The organism is Streptomyces sp. NPDC056361, assembly GCF_042262805.1.
In the GTDB taxonomy this organism is placed as follows: domain Bacteria; phylum Actinomycetota; class Actinomycetes; order Streptomycetales; family Streptomycetaceae; genus Streptomyces.
Window position 1 is genome coordinate 12,259 of record NZ_JBHJQI010000064.1, and the last position, 19,249, is coordinate 31,507.

The following is a 19,249-nucleotide window of genomic DNA, read 5'->3' on the forward strand; positions in this document are numbered from 1 at the left end:
ACAGATTTGACGGCAGGTTAGCAGTCCTGCGGCATCTTCTGGCCTCAGGTGGCTGATCCCTGTGCGGCAAGGGCAGATCGGGACCCGGTGGCAGCGTTTGACCGCCGGTCGGCAATCTCTCCTCGCCCTGAACCATCTGAGATGCGGCGGCACCTACGCCCAACTCGCTGCCGGGTTCGGCATCGGCATTGTGTATGACTACATACGCGAGGCCGTCGACGTACTAGCCGCCCTCGCACCCACCCTGGCGGAGTGATGTACATTGCGCGGCCTATACGCGGACAGCGACCCCTATGACGCCCGGGATCACACACTTGACCAGCAGAAACAAGGGCCAAGCACATGCCCTCCGGAGCCGTTGCAGCGCAGCAGCAACGTCGCATCGCAGCCCTAGCAGCCAAACCACCTGACAACGACTGCCACCTGGCCAGGCGTCGCTGGGCCGGGCCGTCTCTGGGCCGTGCGAGGGGAGCCCGCGTCGACCAACAACGACCAACCATGACGACCGGAGCGCAGGTCACAGGCAGGGCAAAGACTCCACACCGCAGACTCTTCTGACGAGCAGTCAGTTCTAGTTATGGTGGGCAATGGCCGTACCGGTACACAGAGACGAGGACGCTCATGACCCAGGTGACCGAGCACGGCGGAGGCGTCTGGTCCCTGCGGGTGCCCATCCCGGACAATCCGCTGGGCCACACCCTCGTCCACGTCCTCGACACCGACCGCGGCCCGGTCCTCGTCGACACCGGCTGGGACGACCCCGCCTCCTGGACCGAACTGACCGGCGGCCTCGACGCGCTCGGGCTCTCCGTCCGGGACGTCCACGGGGTCGTCATCACCCACCACCACCCCGACCACCACGGCCTCTCCGGCCGGGTCCGCGAGGAGTCCGGGGCCTGGATCGCCATGCACGCCGCCGACACGGCCGTCGTCCGCCGCACCCGCGAGGCCGAACCCGGCACCTGGCTCGACTACCTCGCCCGCAAACTCGCCGCCGTCGGCGCCCCCGAGGACCACCTCGCCCCGCTGCGGGCCGCCCGCACCTCCGGCCGGACACGGACCCTGCCCGGCCTGCGCTCCGCCCTCCCCGACCGCGAGATCGTCCCCGGCGAACTCCTCGACCTGGCCGGCCGGCGGCTGCGCGCCGTCTGGACGCCCGGCCACACCCCCGGCCACGTCTGCCTCCACCTGGAGGAGGAGCACCCCGCCGGGCTGCCCGGCCACGGCCGGCTCTTCTCCGGCGACCACCTGCTGCCCGGCATCTCCCCCCACATCGGCCTGTACGAGGACCCCGACGACGCGACGGAGACCGACCCCCTCGGCGACTACCTCGACTCCCTCGAACGCATCGGCCGCCTCGGCGTCGCCGAGGTCCTCCCCGCCCACCAGTACGCGTTCGCCGACGCCGCCGGCCGGGTCCGCGAACTCCTCGACCACCACGAGGAACGCCTCACCGGCCTCCTCGGCCTCCTCGCCACCCCGCTCACCCCCTGGCAGCTCGCCGAACGCATGGAGTGGAACCGCCCCTGGGACCGGATCCCCTACGGCTCCCGCAACATCGCCGTCAGCGAGGCCGAGGCCCACGTCCGCCGTCTCGTGAAGCTCGGCCGCGCGGAAGCCGCGGCGGGCACCGACCCGGTGGCGTACATCGCGGTGTAGCCGGTCACCGGGGGTGTGAGGCGCCTCGCACCCCCGGGTCCGGCCCCGTACGGGCCGGTAGAGTGAGCAGGTCGTCATCATGCCCGTACAGGGGAAAGCCGCCCGGGACGTGACCGCCGGCACCGTCGAGGAAACACGGAGCCGGAGCCTGGTGCCCCCGAGGCGTGCCGGTGCCCGGCCGCAGGAGAGGGCCCCATGAACACCGTCCGCCGCGGCGCCGCCGCGCTCGCCGCCGCCGCAGTCGTACTCGGCACCGCAGCAGCCGTCCCGGCCGCCGCCGCACCCTCGCCGACCCCCTCCGCCGGCAAGCTGCCCGCCGGCCTGTACGGCACGGCGGACCCGACGTACGACGGTGTCTGGCGCCAGTCGCTCGCCTTCCTCGCCCAGCGCGCCACCGGCTACCAGCCCGCCGACCAGGCCGTGGACTGGCTGATCGGCCAGCAGTGCGCGGACGGTTCGTTCGCCGCCTACCGCGCGGACGCGACGGCGCCCTGCGACGCGAAGACGATGCGGGACACCAACGCCACCGCCGTCGCCGTCCAGGCGCTCGGCGCCGTCCGCCGCCAGGCCGCCGCCCCCGAGAAGGTCGACCAGGCCGTCAAGGCCGGCTCCGCCTGGCTGAAGACCGTGCAGAACAAGGACGGCGGCTGGGGCTACAGCACCGGCGGCGCCAGCGACGCCAACTCCACCTCGATCGTCGTCGGCGCGCTCGCCGCGACCGGCGTGAAGCCCGGCTCGTACGCCTCCGCCGACGGCCGCACCCCGTACGACGCGCTCCTCTCCTTCGCGCTGCCCTGCTCCGACCAGGACGGCGCCGGCGCGTTCGCCTACCAGCCGGACAAGGCGGGCAAGCTCCTCGCGAACGCCGACGCCACCGCCGCCGCCACCCTCGCCGGACTCGGCAAGAGCATCGTCGCCACCAAGGCCTCCCCCGAGCAGCCGCCGGCCTGCACCGACCCGACGAAGCCGACCGCCGAGCGGGCCGCCCTCAACGGCGCCTCCTACCTGGCGAAGGCCCTCGCGAAGACCGGCCACCTCACCACCCCGCCGATGCCCGGCGCCACCGACACCACCGAGAAGCCGGACGTCGGCAACACCGCCGACGCGGTCGTCGCCCTCGCCGCGGCCGGCGCCGCCAAGGAGGCGAAGCCCGCCCTGGAGTGGCTGGAGAAGAACTCCGCCGCCTGGGCGAAGCAGAGCGGCCCCGCCGCCTACGCGCAGCTGATCCTGGCCGCCCGCGCCACGGACACCGACCCCCGCGAGTTCGGCACGGCGGACCTGGTCGAGCAGCTCAACGCCACCGGCCCCGCGCCGAAGACCCCCGACACCTCCGCCTCCTCCACCAGCGACGACGAGGACTCCGGCTTCGACATCTGGTGGATCATCGGCATCGGCATGGTCGTCGGCGTCGGCATCGGCTTCCTCGTGAGCGGCCGCAAGAAGTGAGAGCGACCGGCAGGACGGGCGCCCGGGTCGCGGGCGCCGCGGCCGGGGCGCTGCTGACCCTCACCGCCGTCGCGGCCGCCCCGGCCCAGGCCGCCGGATACCGCTACTGGTCGTTCTGGGAGAGCTCCGGCGGGAAGCCCTGGGCGTACGCCACGCAGGGCCCCGCGACCGCGCGGCCCGCCGACGGCGACGCCATCGGCTTCCGCTTCGCGATCAGCCAGGGCACCAGCGACACCTCCCGGCCGGCCCTCGCGCCCGACTTCGCGGGCATATGCGGGGGCGTGGAGAAGAAGGACGGCGGCAAGCGGGTCGCGGTCGTCGTCGACTTCGGCGGCCCCGCGGACGCCCCGCCCGGCGAGACCCCACCGGCCGAGCCGATCAAGGTCGGCTGCGCGGAGGTCTCCGAGGACGCGACGGGCGCGGAGGCGCTGGCCGCGGTGGCGAAGCCGCTGCGGTACGACAGCGCGGCCATGCTCTGCGGGATCGCCGGATACCCGGCGCGGGGCTGCGGCGAGCAGGTCGCCGAGCAGGCCCCGGGATCCGCCGCCCCCACCGCGCCCACCCCCGCCGCGGCCCCCGCGCACGGCGGCGGCCCGTCCTTCGGCGTGCTCGCCGGCGGCGCGGCCGTCCTGGCCCTCGGCGGCGCCGCGGTCTGGAAGGCCCGCCGTCGCGGATGAGCCCCGTCCGTAGCCGCTCCGCCCTCACGTCCCGGTTCGCCCCGAGGGTCGCGTTCGCCGCGCCCGAGGCGAGCCGGGCGAACGCCGTGCACGCCGGAGCCTGGTGGCTGTGGGCGCTCGGGCTGGCCGTGGCCGCCTCCCGCACCACCAACCCGCTCGTCCTCGGCCTGCTCGTCGGGGTCGCCGGATACGTCGTCGCGGCCCGCCGCACGGACGCGCCCTGGGCCCGCTCGTACGGCGCGTTCGTGAAGCTCGGGCTGTTCGTCGTCGCCCTGCGGGTGGCCTTCTCCCTGCTGCTCGGCTCCCCCATCCCGGGCACGCACCTCCTGTTCACCCTGCCCGAGGTGCCGCTGCCCGACTGGGCGCAGGGCGTGCGGATCGGCGGCCGGGTGACGGCCGAGCAGCTGGTGTTCGCGCTGTACGACGGCGCCAAGCTGGCGACCCTGCTGATCTGCGTGGGCGCGGCGAACGCCCTGGCCAACCCGGCCCGGCTGCTCAAGTCGCTGCCGGGAGCGCTCTACGAGGCCGGGGTCGCCGTCGTCGTGGCGATGACCTTCGCGCCGAACATGGTCGCCGACGTCGTCCGGCTGCGGACCGCCCGCCGCCTCCGCGGCCGCCCCACCGGCGGCGTGCGGGCCGTCCTCCAGATCGGACTGCCCGTCCTCGAAGGCGCCCTGGAACGGTCGATCGCCGTCGCCGCCTCCATGGACGCGCGCGGCTACGGCCGCACGGCCCACGTCCCCGCCGCCGTCCGCCGCACCACCGACGTCCTCACCGTCGGGGGCCTGCTCGGCATCTGCGCCGGCTCGTACGGACTCCTCGCCGCGGAAGGCGCCGGATACGGGCTCCCGCTCCTCGGTGTCGGACTCCTCGCCGCCCTGGGCGGCCTCCGCCTCGGCGGCCGCCGCACCCTCCGCACCCGCTACCGGCCCGACCACTGGGGCGCCCGGTCCTGGCTCGTCGCCGGCTCCGGCATCGCCGTCGCCGCCCTCGTGATCCTGGCGAACTCCTCCGCTCCCGACGCCCTCCACCCCGGCGTCGTCCCCCTCGAAGCGCCCGAGCTGCCGCTCTGGCCGGCCGCGTCGATCCTCCTCGGCCTCCTCCCGGCCTTCGTCGCGCCCGTCCCCAAGGAGAGCACGTGATCCGCTTCGACAACGTCTCCGTGACGTACGAGGACGCCACCGCGCCCACCCTCCGGAACGTGGACCTCACCGTCCCCGAAGGCGAACTCGTCCTCCTCGTCGGCCCTTCCGGCGTGGGCAAGTCCACCCTCCTCGGCGCCGTCTCCGGCCTCGTCCCCCACTTCACCGGCGGCACCCTCACCGGCCGCGTCACCGTCGACGGCCGCGACACCCGCACCCACCCGCCCCGCGAGCTCGCCGACCTCGTCGGCACCGTCGGCCAGGACCCCTCCGCCCACTTCGTCACCGACACCGTCGAGGACGAGCTCGCCTACGGCATGGAGTCCCTCGGCCTCCCCCCTGCCGTCATGCGCCGCCGCGTCGAGGAGACCCTCGACCTCCTCGGCCTCGCCGAACTCCGCGACCGCCCCCTCGCCACCCTCTCCGGCGGCCAGCGCCAGCGCGTCGCCATCGGCTCCGTCCTCACCCCCCACCCCAAGGTCCTCGTCCTCGACGAACCCACCTCCGCCCTCGACCCGTCCGCCGCCGAGGACGTCCTCGCCGTCCTCCAACGCCTCGTCCACGACCTGGGCACGACCGTCCTCCTCGCGGAACACCGCCTCGAACGCGTCGTCCAGTACGCCGACCAGGTCCTCCTCCTCCCCGAGGCCGCGATGGGCCCCCCGGCCGAGATCATGGCCGTCTCTCCGGTGCACCCGCCGGTGGTGGCCCTCGGCCGCCTGGCCGGATGGTCCCCGCTGCCCCTCACGGTGCGGGACGCACGGCGGAGGTCGGGCGAGCTGAAGGGACTACTGGAGGGACAGGTCCCGGCGGGGCCGCGGACCCCGGCCCCGCCGGCGTTCGAGGTGCGGGGGTCCGGGGGCGGCGCCCCCGGTTCCGGGAAGGGGCCGGGTGGGGGATTCCCCTTCTTCCGTCGGCGCCGCACCCACCCCACCACCCCCACCGATCCCGCCCCTCTCCTCCGCACCACCGCCCTGGGCGTACGCCGCGGCCGCGTCGAAGCCCTCCGCCGCATCGACCTCCAGGTCACCCCGGGCGAGACCATCGCCCTCATGGGCCGCAACGGCGCCGGCAAGTCCACCCTCCTCTCCACCCTCGTCGGCATGATCGCCCCGACCACCGGCACCGTCCGGATCGCGGGCCGCACCCCGCACACCACGGACCCGCGCGAGCTGATCCGCCACGTGGGCCTGGTCCCGCAGGAGCCGCGCGACCTGCTGTACGCGGACACGGTCTCGGCCGAGTGCGCGGCGGCGGACGAGGACGCGGACGCGGAGCCGGGCACCTGCCGCGCGCTGGTGGAGGAGCTGCTGCCGGGGGTGACGGCCGGCACGCACCCGCGGGACCTGTCCGAGGGCCAGCGCCTCGCGCTCGCGCTGGCCGTGGTCCTCACCGGCCGCCCGCCGCTCCTCCTGCTCGACGAGCCGACCCGGGGTCTGGACTACGCGGCGAAGGCGCGGCTGGTCGCCCATCTGCGGGGTCTCGCGGCGGACGGGCACGCGATCGTGCTGGCCACGCACGACGTGGAGCTGGCGGCGGAGCTGGCGCACCGGGTGGTGATCATCGCGGACGGCGAGGTGGTGGCGGACGGCCCGACGGCCGAGGTCGTCGTCTCGTCGCCGGCGTTCTCGCCGCAGATCGCGAAGATCCTCGCGCCCCAGCACTGGCTCACGGTCGAACAGGTGGAGGCGGCGCTGTGAGGGCGGGGCCGATGAGGACCAGGGCCGCGAGCTCCCGGCCCGGGGCCGCTCGCCCGGTCCGCCTCGGACCGCGTTCCGTGACCGCGCTCGTCCTGGTCTCCGTGATCGGGGTGATCGCGTTCTGCTGGCCGCTGTTCGCGGACGCCGGTTCGGCGGTCACGTCGCACGCCGGGGACGCGCCGTGGCTGTTCGCGGCGCTGCTGCCGCTGCTGGTCGCGGTGGTGGTGGCGACGATCGCGGACTGCGGGATGGACGCGAAGGCGGTGGCGATGCTGGGGGTGCTCGCCGCGGTGGGGGCGGCGCTGCGCCCGCTGGGGGCGGGGACGGCCGGTCTGGAGCCGATGTTCTTCCTGATGGTGCTGAGCGGTCGGGTCCTGGGGCCGGGGTTCGGTTTCGTCCTCGGCTCGGTGACGATGTTCGCGTCCGCCCTGCTGACGGGCGGGGTGGGCCCGTGGATGCCGTTCCAGATGCTGTCGATGGGCTGGTTCACGATGGGGGCGGGTCTGCTCCCCGGGGCGCGGGGCCTGCGGGGCCGGGGCGAGCTGCTGATGCTGTCGGCGTACGGCTTCGTGGCGGCGTTCGCGTACGGCACGGTCATGAACCTGCAGGGCTGGGTCCTGCTCCAGGGCCTGGGTTCCGGGGTGTCCTTCCAGCCGGGCGCCCCGCTGGACGAGAACCTGGTCCGGTTCCTGGCGTACGTCCTGGCCACGTCCCTCGGTTGGGACCTGGGCCGGGCCGCGCTGACCGTGGTCCTGACGCTGACCGTCGGCGGCACGCTGCTCCGGGCGCTTCGGCGGGCCACGCGGCGGGCGAACTTCGAGGCCCAGGTCACATTCAAGGCCCGGAAAGGGCCCGCTCCGGGTGAGGCGCCCCACAGGACCTACGTCACGTACGAGTCGGAATAGTAGAGCGGCGGTACCCGCCCAAACCGCCCCAGACCCGGCCATGACCTGCGGAAACCTGCCGACCTGCCCTGCGGGACGTTCCGCCCGGGTCCGAACCTGCCTCGTATTCGGGGTCCTTGCCCCGGCCCCGCCGCGGCTGCTTGTCTAGTGGACGTCGCCAGGCAGCCGGTGCTCACCACAGCGCCTCGGACGGCCGGTTCCCCCAGTTCCCGGGTCTCCCGGGCTCTGGTTCCGGCTTGCCGAAATCGCCTGGCGCGGCCCTTGTACCCGACGTTAGGTAGAAACGTTGATCAGCTCGCTCACCACTCGTGTCGCCGCCCGCAAGAAGACCTTCGCCGTCACCGCAGCCGTGCTGCTGGGTGCGTCGGGTGCGGTGCTCGGCACGACGGGCTCGGCTTCGGCCGCCAGCCCGCAGGAGCTCGCTCGTGAGATCGTCCCCGCCTCGCAGTACGCGTCCTTCAGCAAGATCGTCGAGCACGAGTCGCACTGGAACCACACCGCGACCAACTCGTCCAGCGGCGCCTACGGCCTGGTCCAGGCCCTGCCGGCCTCGAAGATGTCCTCGGCCGGTTCCGACTGGAAGACCAACCCGGCCACGCAGATCAAGTGGGGTCTGAACTACATGAACGAGCGCTACGGCTCCCCGAACGCCGCCTGGGCGTTCTGGCAGGCCAACGGCTGGTACTAAGAGAACCTGCCGCCGCACAGCGCATCCGCAAGGCCCCGCCCTCCGCTCGGAGGGGCGGGGCCTGCGGCGTTTTCCGCTGTGGATTTTTAGTAGACCGGTCGTCTAGCATTCCGGCATCGGCGGACCCACGGCTCCCGCCGCGACCCCGGAGGTTGACCGTGCCCGCGCCCCCCACCCTTTCCCCCGGCCGGTTCGGCGAGCTCGTCGGCGTCGCGCTCCCGATCGTGCAGGGACCCTTCGGCGGCGGCCTGTCCTCCGTCGAGCTCGCGGCGACCGTCTCCGAGGGCGGCGGCCTCGGCTCGTACGGGGCGCACATCCACACCCCCGAGGAGATCACCGCCCTGGTGGCCGGGCTCCGCGCGGCCACCGACCGCCCGTTCGCCGTGAACCTGTGGGTGCCGCTGGAGGGCGAGGAGCACGGGCTCCCGGCGTCCGCGCTCGCCGAGCACGTCGAGCGCCTGCGGCCGTACTACGAGGAACTGGGCGTACGGGCGCCCGGCCCGGAGGACGTACGGGCGTGGCCGGACTTCGACGAGCAGCTCGACGCGCTGCTCGCGGCGGCCCCGCCCGTGATCAGCCTGGTCATGGGTCCGCCGCCGCGCCGGCTGGTCGCGGAGGCCCGGCGGCGCGGGATCGTCGTGGTCGGCACGGCGACCACGGTCGACGAGGCGGTGGCCCTGGAGCGGGCCGGGGTGGACGCGGTCGTCGCCTCCGGCAGCGACGCGGGCGGCCACCGGGGCGCGTTCCTGCGACCGGTGCGGGAATCCCTGGTCGGCACCTTCTCCCTCGTCCCGCAGGTGGCGGACGCGGTGTCCGTCCCGGTGGTGGCGGCGGGCGGGATCGCCGACGGGCGCGGGATCGCCGCCGCACTCGCGCTCGGCGCGGACGCCGTCCAGATCGGCACCGGGTTCCTGGCCGCGAGCGAGTCGGGGGCGAGTGACGCCCACCGGCGGATCCTCGGCACCCCGGAGGCCCGCACGACCGTGCTGACCCGACTGTTCTCGGGGCGTACGGCCCGGGGCATCCCGAACGGCTTCGTCCGGGACATGGCCGCCCACGAGGAGCACGTACCGCCGTACCCCGTGCAGAACGCGCTGATGCAGCCCATCCGCCGGGCCGCCGCCGAGCAGGGCCGGCCCGAGTACGTGAACCTCTGGGCCGGCCAGGCCGCCGCGCTCGCACCGGCGTCGCCCCCGGCCGCCGCGTACCTCACCGCGCTCGTCGAGCAGACGGTGGAGGCCACGGGGTGACGGCCCGCTCCCGGGGCGGACGCGGCACGGTCGAGGCCACCGACCGGCGGCGCGCCCGCCGAGCGGACGGTCAGGACCGCGGACCGACGGCCCGCTCGCCGAACGGACGGGTCAGCGGACGGGTCAGAGGCGCTGGATGATCGTGCCGGTGGCGAGAGCCCCGCCCGCGCACATCGTGATGAGGGCGAACTCCTTGTCGGAGCGCTCCAGTTCGTGCAGGGCGGTGGCGATGAGCCGGGCGCCGGTGGCCCCGACGGGGTGTCCGAGGGCGATGGCGCCGCCGTTGACGTTGACCTTCTCCAGGTCCTGGTCGAAGACCTGCGCCCAGCTCAACACCACGGAGGCGAAGGCCTCGTTGATCTCGACGAGGTCGATGTCCTTGAGGCTCATGCCGGCCTTGCCGAGGACCGCGCGGGTCGCGTCGACCGGCCCGTCGAGGTGGTAGTGCGGGTCGGCGCCGACGAGGGCCTGGGCGACGATCCGGGCGCGGGGGCGGAGCTTGAGGGCGCGGGCCATGCGCTTGGAGGCCCACATGATGGCGGAGGCGCCGTCGGAGATCTGGGAGGAGTTGCCCGCCGTGTGGATCGCGGCGGGCATGACGGGCTTGAGTCGGCCGAGGCCCTCCATGGTGGTGTCGCGGAGGCCCTCGTCGCGGTCGACGAGCCGCCACATGCCCTGTCCTGCGGCCTGTTCGGCCTCGGTGGTGGGGACCTGGACGGCGAAGGTCTCGCGCTTGAAGCGCTCCTCGGACCAGGCGACGGCGGCGCGTTCCTGGGAGAGCAGGCCGAGCGAGTCGACGCGTTCGCGGGTGAGGCCGCGGCGGCGGGCGATGCGCTCGGCGGCCTCGAACTGGTTGGGCAGGTCGACGTTCCACTCGTCGGGGAACGGCTTACCGGGGCCGTGCTTGGATCCCGAGCCGAGCGGGACGCGGGACATGGCCTCGACGCCGCAGCTGATCCCGATGTCGATGACGCCGGCCGCGACCATGTTGGCGACCATGTGGCTGGCCTGCTGAGAGGAGCCGCACTGGCAGTCGACCGTGGTGGCGGCCGTCTCGTACGGCAGGCCCATGGTGAGCCAGGCGGTGCGCGCGGGGTTCATGGACTGCTCGCCGGCGTGGGTGACCGTACCGCCGACGATCTGCTCGACGCAGTCGGCGTGGATGCCGGTGCGGCCGAGGAGTTCGCGGTAGGTCTCGCCCAGGAGGTAGGCGGGGTGGAGGTTGGCGAGCGCGCCTCCGCGCTTGCCGATGGGGGTGCGTACGGCTTCGACGATGACGGGTTCCGCGGCCATGAGCTCGTCCTCTCCTCGACCGGACGGGGTGTCCCGGCGCCCCGGTCGGTCGGCGTCACGGGGGAACTAGTACGCGTTCTAGTTCTGAGTGCAGTCTTATGACTGCTACCGCCGGTACGCAAGGGTCCGGGACGCAACAGTTCCCGCTCCGCCCCTTGCTACTTGTAGAACTCGTTACTAACTTTCCCGACAACTTCTGATGGCCCATCAGATATGGAGAGTGTTGCCGATGCCCTGCCCCCATCTCCCCGAAGGGCTCCCCGACGGGTTCGACGCCACCGACCCCGATCTGCTCCGGGACCGCGTCCCCTTCCCCGAGTTCGCCCGGCTGCGGCAGACCGCACCCGTCTGGTGGTGCCCCCAGCCGGCCGGCATCACCGGCTTCGAGGACGGCGGGTACTGGGCCGTCACGCGCCACGCGGACGTCAAGTACGTCTCCACCCACCCCGAGTTGTTCTCCTCGAACGAGAACACCGCGGTCATCCGCTTCAACGAGCACATCACCCGGGACCAGATCGAGGTCCAGAAACTGATCATGCTCAACATGGACCCGCCCGAGCACACCCGGGTCCGCCAGATCGTCCAGCGCGGCTTCACCCCCCGCGCGATACGGAACCTGGAGACCGCGCTGCGCGACCGCGCCCGCGCCATCGTCGCCGAGGCGAAGCGCGGCGCGGACGCCGACGGCACCTTCGACTTCGTCACCCGCGTCGCCGTCGAACTGCCCCTCCAGGCCATCGCCGAACTCATCGGCGTCCCCCAGGAGGACCGCTCCCGGATCTTCGACTGGTCGAACAAGATGGTCGCCTACGACGACCCCGAGTACGCCATCACCGAGGAGATCGGCGCCGAGGCCGCCATGGAGCTCATCGGCTACTCGATGAACATGGCCGCGGCCCGCAAGGAGTGCCCCGCCGCCGACATCGTCAGCCAGCTCGTCGCCGCCGAGGGACAGGGCAACCTCTCCTCCGACGAGTTCGGCTTCTTCGTGCTCCTCCTCGCCGTCGCCGGCAACGAGACCACCCGCAACGCCATCAGCCACGGCATGCACGCCTTCCTCACCCACCCCGACCAGTGGGAGCTCTTCAAGCGCGAGCGCCCCGCGACCGCCGCCGAGGAGATCGTCCGCTGGGCGACCCCCGTCGTCTCCTTCCAGCGGACCGCGACCCAGGACACCGAGATCGGCGGACAGAAGATCGCCAAGGGCGACCGGGTCGGACTCTTCTACTCCTCCGCCAACAACGACCCCGAGGTCTTCACCGACCCCGAACGCTTCGACATCACCCGCGACCCCAACCCCCACCTCGGCTTCGGCGGCGGCGGACCCCACTTCTGCCTCGGCAAGTCCCTCGCGATCAAGGAGATCGAGCTGATCTTCAACGCCATCGCCGACACCCTGCCCGACCTCACCCTCGCCGGCGAACCGCGCCGACTCCGGGCCGCCTGGCTGAACGGGGTGAAGGAACTCCGGGTCAGGACCCCCGCCTGACCCCTGCACCGCTCCCCGTTCCCCCGTTCCCCCGTTCCCCCGTTCCCCCGTTCCCCCGTTCCCCCGTTCCCCCATCCCCCCCTTCCCCCGTCCTCCGTTCCCCCGGAACCGGATCATCACCGGGCGCGTCCGACCCCACATGCGGGGGACACACGGAAGCAATCCGGCCACCAGAATCCTGACCACACTCATCGCGCTGCTCGCGCTCCAGCTCGGCTCGCTCGTCGCACCGGCGTACGCCTGCGGATGCGGCGCGATGATCCCGGACAAGTCCGAGCGCATCGGCGTCGACCGCGAGGAGTCGGCCGTCCACTGGGACGGCCGCACCGAGACCGTCGCCATGCGGTTCGACGTCCACGGGAACGCCAGGAAGGCCGCCTGGATCATGCCGGTGCCGAGCCGCGCCGAGGTCACCCTCGGCGAGTCCGCCCTCTTCGACGCGCTCGCGTCCCTCACCGCACCCGAGGAACGCGACCGGTACTACTTCTGGCCGCGCGAGGGCGACTGGCCGTTCGACAACCCGTGGGGCGACGGGGCGGCCGGCGCCGCCCCGGCCGCCCCCGGCCCCGGTGTCGGCGTCGTCGGCCGCGGCCGCCTCGGCCCCTTCGACGTGGCCCGGCTGACCGCCACCGACCCCGAGGCGCTCGGCGACTGGCTGCACGCCAACGGCTTCGAACTCCCCGAACGGCTCCCCGGCGCCCTCCAGCCGTACGTCGACCGAAAGTGGGAGTACGTCGCCGTCCGCATCGCCCCCGAGGAGAACGGCGCCGCCCTCCACGGCAACCTGACCCCCCTCCGGATCAGGTTCGCCTCCCCCGAACTCGTCTACCCCATGCGGCTCTCCCGCCTCGCGGCGACACCGCAGACCCTCGGCCTCTACATCCTCGCCGACCACCGGATGGAGCCTCGCTCCGCCATCGGCGGCGACCGCCCCGAAGTGACCTTCGCGGGCCGGATCGCCGGCGACGAGAGCCACGCCCTCGCCCTGTTCACCGGCGGCACCCCGGTCCGGCTGACCGCCCTGGAGCAGAGGTTCCCGCACCCCGAGCGGATCGACGACGACCACCACCTGCGGGCCGTCGCCGACACCCCGTACCGCGAAGTCGTCTACACCGACCGGCTCCTCACGGTCGGCGACGGCATCCCCGCCTGGCTCCTCACCGCGGGCGGCGGACTGCTGCTCGCCGCCCTCACGACGCTCCTCGCCGTACGGGCGAAAAGGCGCCGGTCGCGGCTCGTCGCCGGTGTACGTTCGGCCGCATGACGAACCCTCAGTGGACCGCGGTCGACCACTACTTCGCCGACACGATCAGCCCCGACGACGAGGCCCTCACCGCCGCGCTCGCCGCGTCCACCGCCGCCGGCCTGCCCGAGATCGCCGTCGCCCCCAACCAGGGCAAGCTCCTCCACCTGCTGGCCCTGATGCAGGGCGCCCGCAGCATCCTGGAGATCGGCACCCTCGGCGGCTACAGCACCATCTGGCTCGCCCGCGCCCTGCCCGCCGACGGCCGGCTGATCACCCTCGAGTACGACCCCGCCCACGCCGACGTCGCCCGCGCCAACATCGCCCACGCCGGCCTCGCCAAGATCGTCGAGGTCCGCACGGGCGCGGCCCTCGACTCGCTGCCGCGACTGGAAGCGGAGGGCGCCGGCCCCTTCGACCTCGTCTTCATCGACGCCGACAAGGTCAACAACCCGCACTACGTGACCTGGGCCCTCAAGCTCTCCCGCCCGGGCACGGTGATCATCGTCGACAACGTGGTGCGCAACGGCAAGGTGGCCACCCCGCACCCCGACGACCCGGCCATCACCGGCACCCGCGCCATGTTCGACCTGGTCGCCGGCGAGCCCCGCCTGGACGCGACCGCCTTCCAGACGGTCGGCACGAAGGGCTACGACGGCCTGCTGCTGGCGCGCGTCGTCGACTAGGGCCAGGCGGGGTCGCGGGGCGGACGGGAATGTGACGACAGGCCCTGGAACGGGGATGGGTGGGGCGCTACTTCCACTCGTAGATCGCGCCCCTCACCTTCCCGCTGCCCTCGGTGTCGAACTCGAACACCGCCGCGGTCCCGTTGAGCCGGATGAAGTCGGCGGCGGTGGTCTCGTAGAAGACGGCACCCCGCCAGTCCACCCCGCCGGATTCGTTGAACCGTCCCACACCGGTGCCGTGCCAGGTGATCGTCTGCCCGTCCTCGGTCATGCTGATCCCCTGGCCCTCACCGAAGAGCGAGCCATCGGCCTGCAGGGCCGACTCGTACGTCCCCATGTCCTTGATGTCCGCACCGAGCAACTTGCCCGTCGCCTGGAACGAGGCCTCCGTGACGGCGTGACCGCCGCCCGTGGACAGCACCCGTATTCCCGTCATCTCTCCCGAAAGCGTGCCGATCTGCTCACCGAGCATGGTGAGACTCCTCTCCGCGCCCCCCCTCCAGAACCCGACAGACACCCCTATTCCGGACTACGCCCGCCGACCGGAATCGTCAAGCGGGGCGCTGGACCGCCACCCGGCGAAGAGCGGCACCTCGCCCGCGCCGTCGAGCACCACCACCCCGAACGGCCGGTCGAACGCGATCCGCTCCACCACTCCGTGCCGGGGCGCCGCCGCACCACGGGTCATCGTCACCTGCGTGACGGCCGCCGCCTCGACGCCCTCCTCGGCGACCTCGACCACCGCCTCCTGCACCACCTTGTCGATGAAAAGGTCCGCCGCCGACAGCCCCGAGAAGTCGGCCTCGGGACGCATCGCCCGGTCGAGGCCGAGCGCGGCCAGCTGCTCCTTGGCGTCGGTCTTCGTCCGCAGGGCGAAGCGCGGCAGCGCCAGGTCGGCCGACTCGGCCGCGAGCGCCCTCCGCTCCCCCGGCCCCGCCCAGGCCGCCGGCAGCGCCTCACCGGGCCCGTCCCCCGCCGCCCCCAGCACGAACCGCACGACGGGCCCCCCGGCGCCCTCCCCCGCACAGGGCAGCTCCACCACCGTCACCCCGCCCACGGACCAGACCCACGACGCCGGAATCCGCTTCCGCATGGTCGGCACCCGCCAGGTGTCGCCGTACCCGTCGGTGAACGGCTCCTCACGGGTCAGCCGCCCCTCGAACGCCGTCAGCCAGGAGGCCTTGAGCGCCAGCGCGTTGAGCAGCACCAGGTCCTCGGACCCGTCCAGATCCAGCGGCAGCCCCTCGATCCGCCCCCCGGTCGCCTCCCGCACCCACGCGTCCAGCTCCTTCTGCGCGTCCGGAACCTCGCCCGGCGACACGTCGTCCGTCGCCCCGAGCACCCCCTCCGGCAACGCGAACCACACCGCCCCCGGCAACACCCCGAACCGCACCCCGGGCAACCCCCGCTTGAACGCGTCGAGCACCGGCACCGTGCTCCACACCCCGGTCGCCACCGCCACCCCGCCCGTCGCCGCGAGCCGCCGCCCGACGAGGGTCACGGCCTCGGCGGCCGCCTCCCCCTCGACGCCCAGCAACTCCCCCAACTCCCGTGCCGTCGCCCCCCGCGCCCCCGACGCCACCGCCCCCAGCGCCAGCCACAACCCCACCGGCGACACCACGAAGTCGTCGTCCCCGAGCCGCGGGATCCACCGCGCGGCCAGTGCCCGGATCGCGTGTGCCGGGAAGTCGGCGGGTCCACGGGTCGTCATATCCTGCCCCCTATGAGCATCGTGAAGATCAACGTCCTGACCGTTCCCACCGAGCAGCGCGAGGTGCTCGAACAGCGGTTCGCCGCTCGGGCCGGGGCCGTGGAGGGGTCCGACGGGTTCGAGTGGTTCGAGCTGCTGCGCCCGGTGGAGGGCACGGACCAGTACCTGGTGTACACCCGGTGGCGCAGCGAGGAGGACTTCCAGGCGTGGATGAGCGGTTCCATGCAGGCCGCGCACCAGGGCGGCGGCGAAGGGGGCGAGCGCCCGAAGCCGGCGGCTTCCGGCTCGACGCTGTGGTCCTTCGACGTCGTCCAGCAGGCGTCGCCGAAGTAGGCCGGAGCAAGCCGGAGCAAGAAGGATCCAGCCGGATCAAGCCGAGGAAATTCGGCGGCGAGACCGGTCGTGCAGGACGCACAATGGCCCCATGACCTGGAATTTCTCCCCCGAGCACGTCGGCACCCCGGACGCGACCGCCCTGCGGCGCGACTACCTCGGCGACGTGGCGGGCCGCTACTGGAAGCGGCCCGCCACCGAGGCCGAGATCGACGAGTGGCTCACGGACGACGGCGTCGAGCAACTGACCCCGCCGACCGGGCAGTTCCTGGTGGGACGGTACGACGGCAAGCCGGCCGCATGCGGCGGGGTACTCCTCCTCGACGCCGAACGCGCCGAGCTGACACGGGTGTTCCTGCGCCACGCGTTCCGCGGGACCGGCGGCGCCGGCATCCTGATGGACGGGCTCGAAGACGCGGCCCGCGCGCTCGGAGCACGCCGGATGGTCCTCAACACGCGCCTCGACCTGGTCGAGGCGCGCGCGCTGTACACACGGCACGGCTACGCGGAGATCCCGGCGTACTGCACGGGTCCGTACATGGACATCTGGTACGGCAAGGAGCTCTGAGCGCCCCCGCGGGAGGGGGCGCCCCTCCCCAGCCCCCTCTCCCTGGACTCCCCTCCCCCCTGAGCGACCCCTCCCCCCTGGCCCGAATGTCCGGTTATGACTGCGGAAGGGCACACCTGTTCACCCACCAGAAAGGGGTGGGCTGCATAATCGCTCGCAGTTGTATCGGGGAGGGGACCCATCATGACCGGACACGTCTGTCCTGAATGCGGTGTACACAGACCTGGCTGCGCCTGCGTCCAGGCGGAGATAGCCGCGGCCGAGGACTTCGATCCGCTGCGGATCAGGCCGTACGTGACGCTCGACGCGTCCGACGGCCCGGCGGGCCCGCACCCCGCGGCCGGCCAGGCCGTGGCGGCGCCGTACGGTGCCGGGCCCGCGTCCGGTGACCCGAAGGCGCCGTATGCTGCCGGGCCCGCGAGCCCGGACGCCGACGCGACGGCGTTCCTTCCCGCGTACACGACGGACGACCCGCCGACCGCCCAGCTGGCGGCGATCCGGATGGACGGCCCCGACGCGTACGGCTCCGGCACGCACGGCCCCAACGCGTACGACTCCGACGCGTACGGCTCCGGCACGTACCCGGCGGAGCCCCACCCCGGCACGTACCCGGCAGAGCCCCACCCCGGTGCGCACCCGAGCAGCACGCACCCGGCGCACGGCGCTTACCCCGGCGCCGGGGGCGATCCGTCCGAGACGATGCCGCTGCTGCTGCGCGGGGTCGGCGAGGTGCCGCCGACGCACGGCGGGGAGCGGGCGCGGGGGCGTCGGCGCGGTGTGGTGGTCGCGGCGGTGGCGGCCGTCGCCGTGGCGGGGACCGCGGCGCTCGCGGCGGCCGTCCTGGGCGGTGGGGACGAGACCGACGACCGGGCGGCGGTGCCCGAGGTGACGACGAGCGCGTCCCTGAACGTCGCGGTGTCGGAGGCGCCGTCCCCCTCCTCGACGAGCCAGGAGCCGTCCTCCTCCCCCACCCCGGACCGGACGTCGGCGTCACCCTCCCCGACCCCGTCCGCGACCCGCACGACCACGAGCCCCAGCCCGTCGACGTCGGGCGCGGTCGCGCCGCCGGCCACCCCGACGGCCCCCACGACGGCTCCGACGACCTCCACCGCGTCCGCACAGCCGCCCCAGGAGACGGAGGAGGCAGGGGTCACGCTGAGCCTCGGCGCCAACGGGCCGGAGGTGCGCGAGCTCCAGCTGCGGCTGCAGGCGCTGTGGATCTACGACGGCCGCATCAACGGGAAGTACAACAGGGAGGTCGAGGAGGCGGTGGCCGCGTACCAGCGCTGGCTGTACCCGCAGACGGACCCCGAGGGCGTGTACGGGGCCTTCACGCGCAGCCATCTGGAAGCGGCCACGCCCGACATCTGAGGCGTTCGCGATCCCGAGGGGCGGACGGGTTGGCCAAGTCGGCCCCCGGTTTTGTATCGTGGAAAAACAAAGTGGCCCCGCCCGCAATCCCTGACCGGTGGGCGGGACCGCTTCGTTCTCCGCACCACCCCTCTGGAGACCCGATGCCCGCCGTCACCCCGGCAACGCTCACCGCCCGCGCCCTCCTCCTCGACATGGACGGCACCCTCGTCAACTCGGACGCCGTCGTCGAGCGCTGCTGGCGACGCTGGGCCGACCGACAGGGCCTCGACGGGGCCGAGGTGCTCAAGGTGGTCCACGGCCGCCAGGGGTACGCGACGATGGCCGTCCTCCTCCCGGACCGCCCGATGGCGGAGAACCACGCCGACAACCGGGTCATGCTCGCCGAGGAGACCGCCGACCTCGACGGCGTCGTCCCCGTCCCCGGCGCCCCCGCCTTCCTGGCCGCGATCGCCGACCTCCCGCACGCCCTGGTGACCTCGGCCGACACGGCCCTCGCCGAGGCGCGGATGGGCGCGGCCGCGCTCCGCATGCCGGCGACCCGGATCACCGCCGAGAGCGTCGGGGCCAGCAAGCCGGACCCCGAGGGCTTCCTCAAGGGCGCGGCGGACCTCGGCTTCGACCCCGCCGACTGCGTGGTCTTCGAGGACTCCGAGGCCGGCATCCAGGCCGGCCGCGCGGCCGGCATGCGGATCGTGGGCGTGGGCCCGCGCGCCGCGGCCTTCGCCCCCGACCTGCACGTCCCCGACCTCACCCACCTCCGCGTCGACTCCGCGGCCGACGGCACGATCACCCTCACGACCCTGCCGTAAGCCCCGCGAGGACCCGCCGGAAGGGCCCCGCGCGGCGCCCTTCCGGCACGGACGAACATCCCGCCGCCGCCACTGGGCCCTCCTCCCGCAGACGCACATCCCGCCCCACGCCACGGGGCCCTTCCGGCGCGGACGAACACCCCTCCCCTGCCACCGGGCCCCTCCGCGCAGACGAACACCCCCTCCCCCGCACAGGGCCTTTCGCGCGGACGAACGCCGTCCGCCGTCCTACGCGGACGAACGCCCCTCCCCCGCGCGCCGCCCGCGCCAACCGCC

The 19,249-nt window shown here is 73.6% G+C and carries 18 protein-coding genes and 1 pseudogene; 16 read left to right on the forward strand and 3 right to left on the reverse strand.

The window, feature by feature from the left end; genetic code table 11:
* Positions 1–52: 52 nt before the first annotated feature.
* From ACFCY7_RS21435 to ACFCY7_RS21475, 9 genes and pseudogenes are all read left to right on the forward strand, one after another.
* A pseudogene (locus ACFCY7_RS21435) lies at positions 53–253 on the forward strand (transposase family protein); the annotation flags it as partial.
* 368 nt (positions 254–621) lie between these two features.
* On the forward strand, positions 622–1,659 hold the full coding sequence (locus ACFCY7_RS21440) for an MBL fold metallo-hydrolase (protein ID WP_376487401.1): 1,038 nt from the start codon (positions 622–624) through the stop codon (positions 1,657–1,659).
* Positions 1,660–1,854: 195 nt separating this feature from the next.
* On the forward strand, positions 1,855–3,105 hold the full coding sequence (locus ACFCY7_RS21445; RefSeq protein WP_376487403.1) for a prenyltransferase/squalene oxidase repeat-containing protein: 1,251 nt from the start codon (positions 1,855–1,857) through the stop codon (positions 3,103–3,105).
* On the forward strand, positions 3,102–3,782 hold the full coding sequence (locus ACFCY7_RS21450; protein WP_376487405.1) for an SCO2322 family protein: 681 nt from the start codon (positions 3,102–3,104) through the stop codon (positions 3,780–3,782). Before ACFCY7_RS21445 ends, ACFCY7_RS21450 begins: the two co-directional genes overlap by 4 nt.
* Positions 3,779–4,924, forward strand: coding sequence for an energy-coupling factor transporter transmembrane component T (locus ACFCY7_RS21455; protein WP_376487406.1), 1,146 nt, complete (start codon positions 3,779–3,781; stop codon positions 4,922–4,924). Before ACFCY7_RS21450 ends, ACFCY7_RS21455 begins: the two co-directional genes overlap by 4 nt.
* Entirely contained in the window at positions 4,921–6,624 is a 1,704-nt protein-coding gene (locus tag ACFCY7_RS21460) for an ABC transporter ATP-binding protein (RefSeq protein WP_376487407.1), read from the forward strand. The genes ACFCY7_RS21455 and ACFCY7_RS21460 overlap by 4 nt, the downstream gene beginning before the upstream one ends.
* Positions 6,625–6,635: 11 nt before the next feature.
* The gene (locus tag ACFCY7_RS21465) at positions 6,636–7,529 is read left to right on the forward strand and encodes an ECF transporter S component (protein WP_376487408.1); all 894 of its coding nucleotides are present in this window, start codon (positions 6,636–6,638) and stop codon (positions 7,527–7,529) included.
* 286 nt (positions 7,530–7,815) lie between these two features.
* Positions 7,816–8,217: a transglycosylase SLT domain-containing protein gene (locus tag ACFCY7_RS21470; RefSeq protein WP_376487409.1), complete on the forward strand. Its 402-nt coding sequence runs from the start codon at positions 7,816–7,818 to the stop codon at positions 8,215–8,217.
* Between the two features lie 158 nt (positions 8,218–8,375).
* Positions 8,376–9,467 (forward strand): NAD(P)H-dependent flavin oxidoreductase, encoded by a 1,092-nt coding sequence (locus ACFCY7_RS21475; protein WP_376487410.1) that lies wholly within the window; start codon positions 8,376–8,378, stop codon positions 9,465–9,467.
* A 123-nt stretch (positions 9,468–9,590) separates the two neighbouring features.
* Here ACFCY7_RS21475 and ACFCY7_RS21480 read toward each other — a convergent pair whose 3' ends face one another.
* Complete coding sequence (locus ACFCY7_RS21480) at positions 9,591–10,760, reverse strand: steroid 3-ketoacyl-CoA thiolase (protein ID WP_367825487.1); 1,170 nt, start codon at positions 10,758–10,760, stop codon at positions 9,591–9,593.
* A 229-nt stretch (positions 10,761–10,989) separates the two neighbouring features.
* Here ACFCY7_RS21480 and ACFCY7_RS21485 point away from each other — a divergent pair, with 229 nt between their 5' ends.
* The 3 genes from ACFCY7_RS21485 (at position 10,990) to ACFCY7_RS21495 (ending at position 14,178) form a co-directional block, all read left to right on the forward strand.
* Positions 10,990–12,249, forward strand: a complete 1,260-nt coding sequence (locus ACFCY7_RS21485; protein WP_376487411.1) for a cytochrome P450 — start codon at positions 10,990–10,992, stop codon at positions 12,247–12,249.
* Positions 12,250–12,388: 139 nt separating this feature from the next.
* A complete protein-coding gene (locus tag ACFCY7_RS21490; protein WP_376487412.1) occupies positions 12,389–13,513 on the forward strand; it encodes a DUF2330 domain-containing protein in 1,125 nt (374 codons plus the stop codon).
* Positions 13,510–14,178, forward strand: a complete 669-nt coding sequence (locus ACFCY7_RS21495; protein WP_376487413.1) for an O-methyltransferase — start codon at positions 13,510–13,512, stop codon at positions 14,176–14,178. The genes ACFCY7_RS21490 and ACFCY7_RS21495 overlap by 4 nt, the downstream gene beginning before the upstream one ends.
* Positions 14,179–14,245: 67 nt before the next feature.
* Here ACFCY7_RS21495 and ACFCY7_RS21500 read toward each other — a convergent pair whose 3' ends face one another.
* On the reverse strand, positions 14,246–14,650 hold the full coding sequence (locus tag ACFCY7_RS21500; protein ID WP_376487414.1) for a hypothetical protein: 405 nt from the start codon (positions 14,648–14,650) through the stop codon (positions 14,246–14,248).
* Positions 14,651–14,707: 57 nt separating this feature from the next.
* Positions 14,708–15,889, reverse strand: a complete 1,182-nt coding sequence (locus ACFCY7_RS21505; protein ID WP_376487415.1) for a serpin family protein — start codon at positions 15,887–15,889, stop codon at positions 14,708–14,710.
* Between the two features lie 12 nt (positions 15,890–15,901).
* On the opposite strand from ACFCY7_RS21505, the gene ACFCY7_RS21510 reads away from it, so the two are divergent.
* From ACFCY7_RS21510 to ACFCY7_RS21525, 4 genes are all read left to right on the forward strand, one after another.
* Complete coding sequence (locus ACFCY7_RS21510; RefSeq protein WP_376487416.1) at positions 15,902–16,222, forward strand: antibiotic biosynthesis monooxygenase family protein; 321 nt, start codon at positions 15,902–15,904, stop codon at positions 16,220–16,222.
* A gap of 91 nt (positions 16,223–16,313) precedes the next feature.
* Positions 16,314–16,790, forward strand: a complete 477-nt coding sequence (locus ACFCY7_RS21515) for a GNAT family N-acetyltransferase (RefSeq protein ID WP_376487417.1) — start codon at positions 16,314–16,316, stop codon at positions 16,788–16,790.
* Between the two features lie 183 nt (positions 16,791–16,973).
* Positions 16,974–18,161: a peptidoglycan-binding protein gene (locus ACFCY7_RS21520; protein WP_376487418.1), complete on the forward strand. Its 1,188-nt coding sequence runs from the start codon at positions 16,974–16,976 to the stop codon at positions 18,159–18,161.
* 143 nt (positions 18,162–18,304) lie between these two features.
* Complete coding sequence (locus ACFCY7_RS21525; protein WP_376487419.1) at positions 18,305–18,973, forward strand: HAD-IA family hydrolase; 669 nt, start codon at positions 18,305–18,307, stop codon at positions 18,971–18,973.
* The last annotated feature ends 276 nt before the right edge of the window (positions 18,974–19,249 follow it).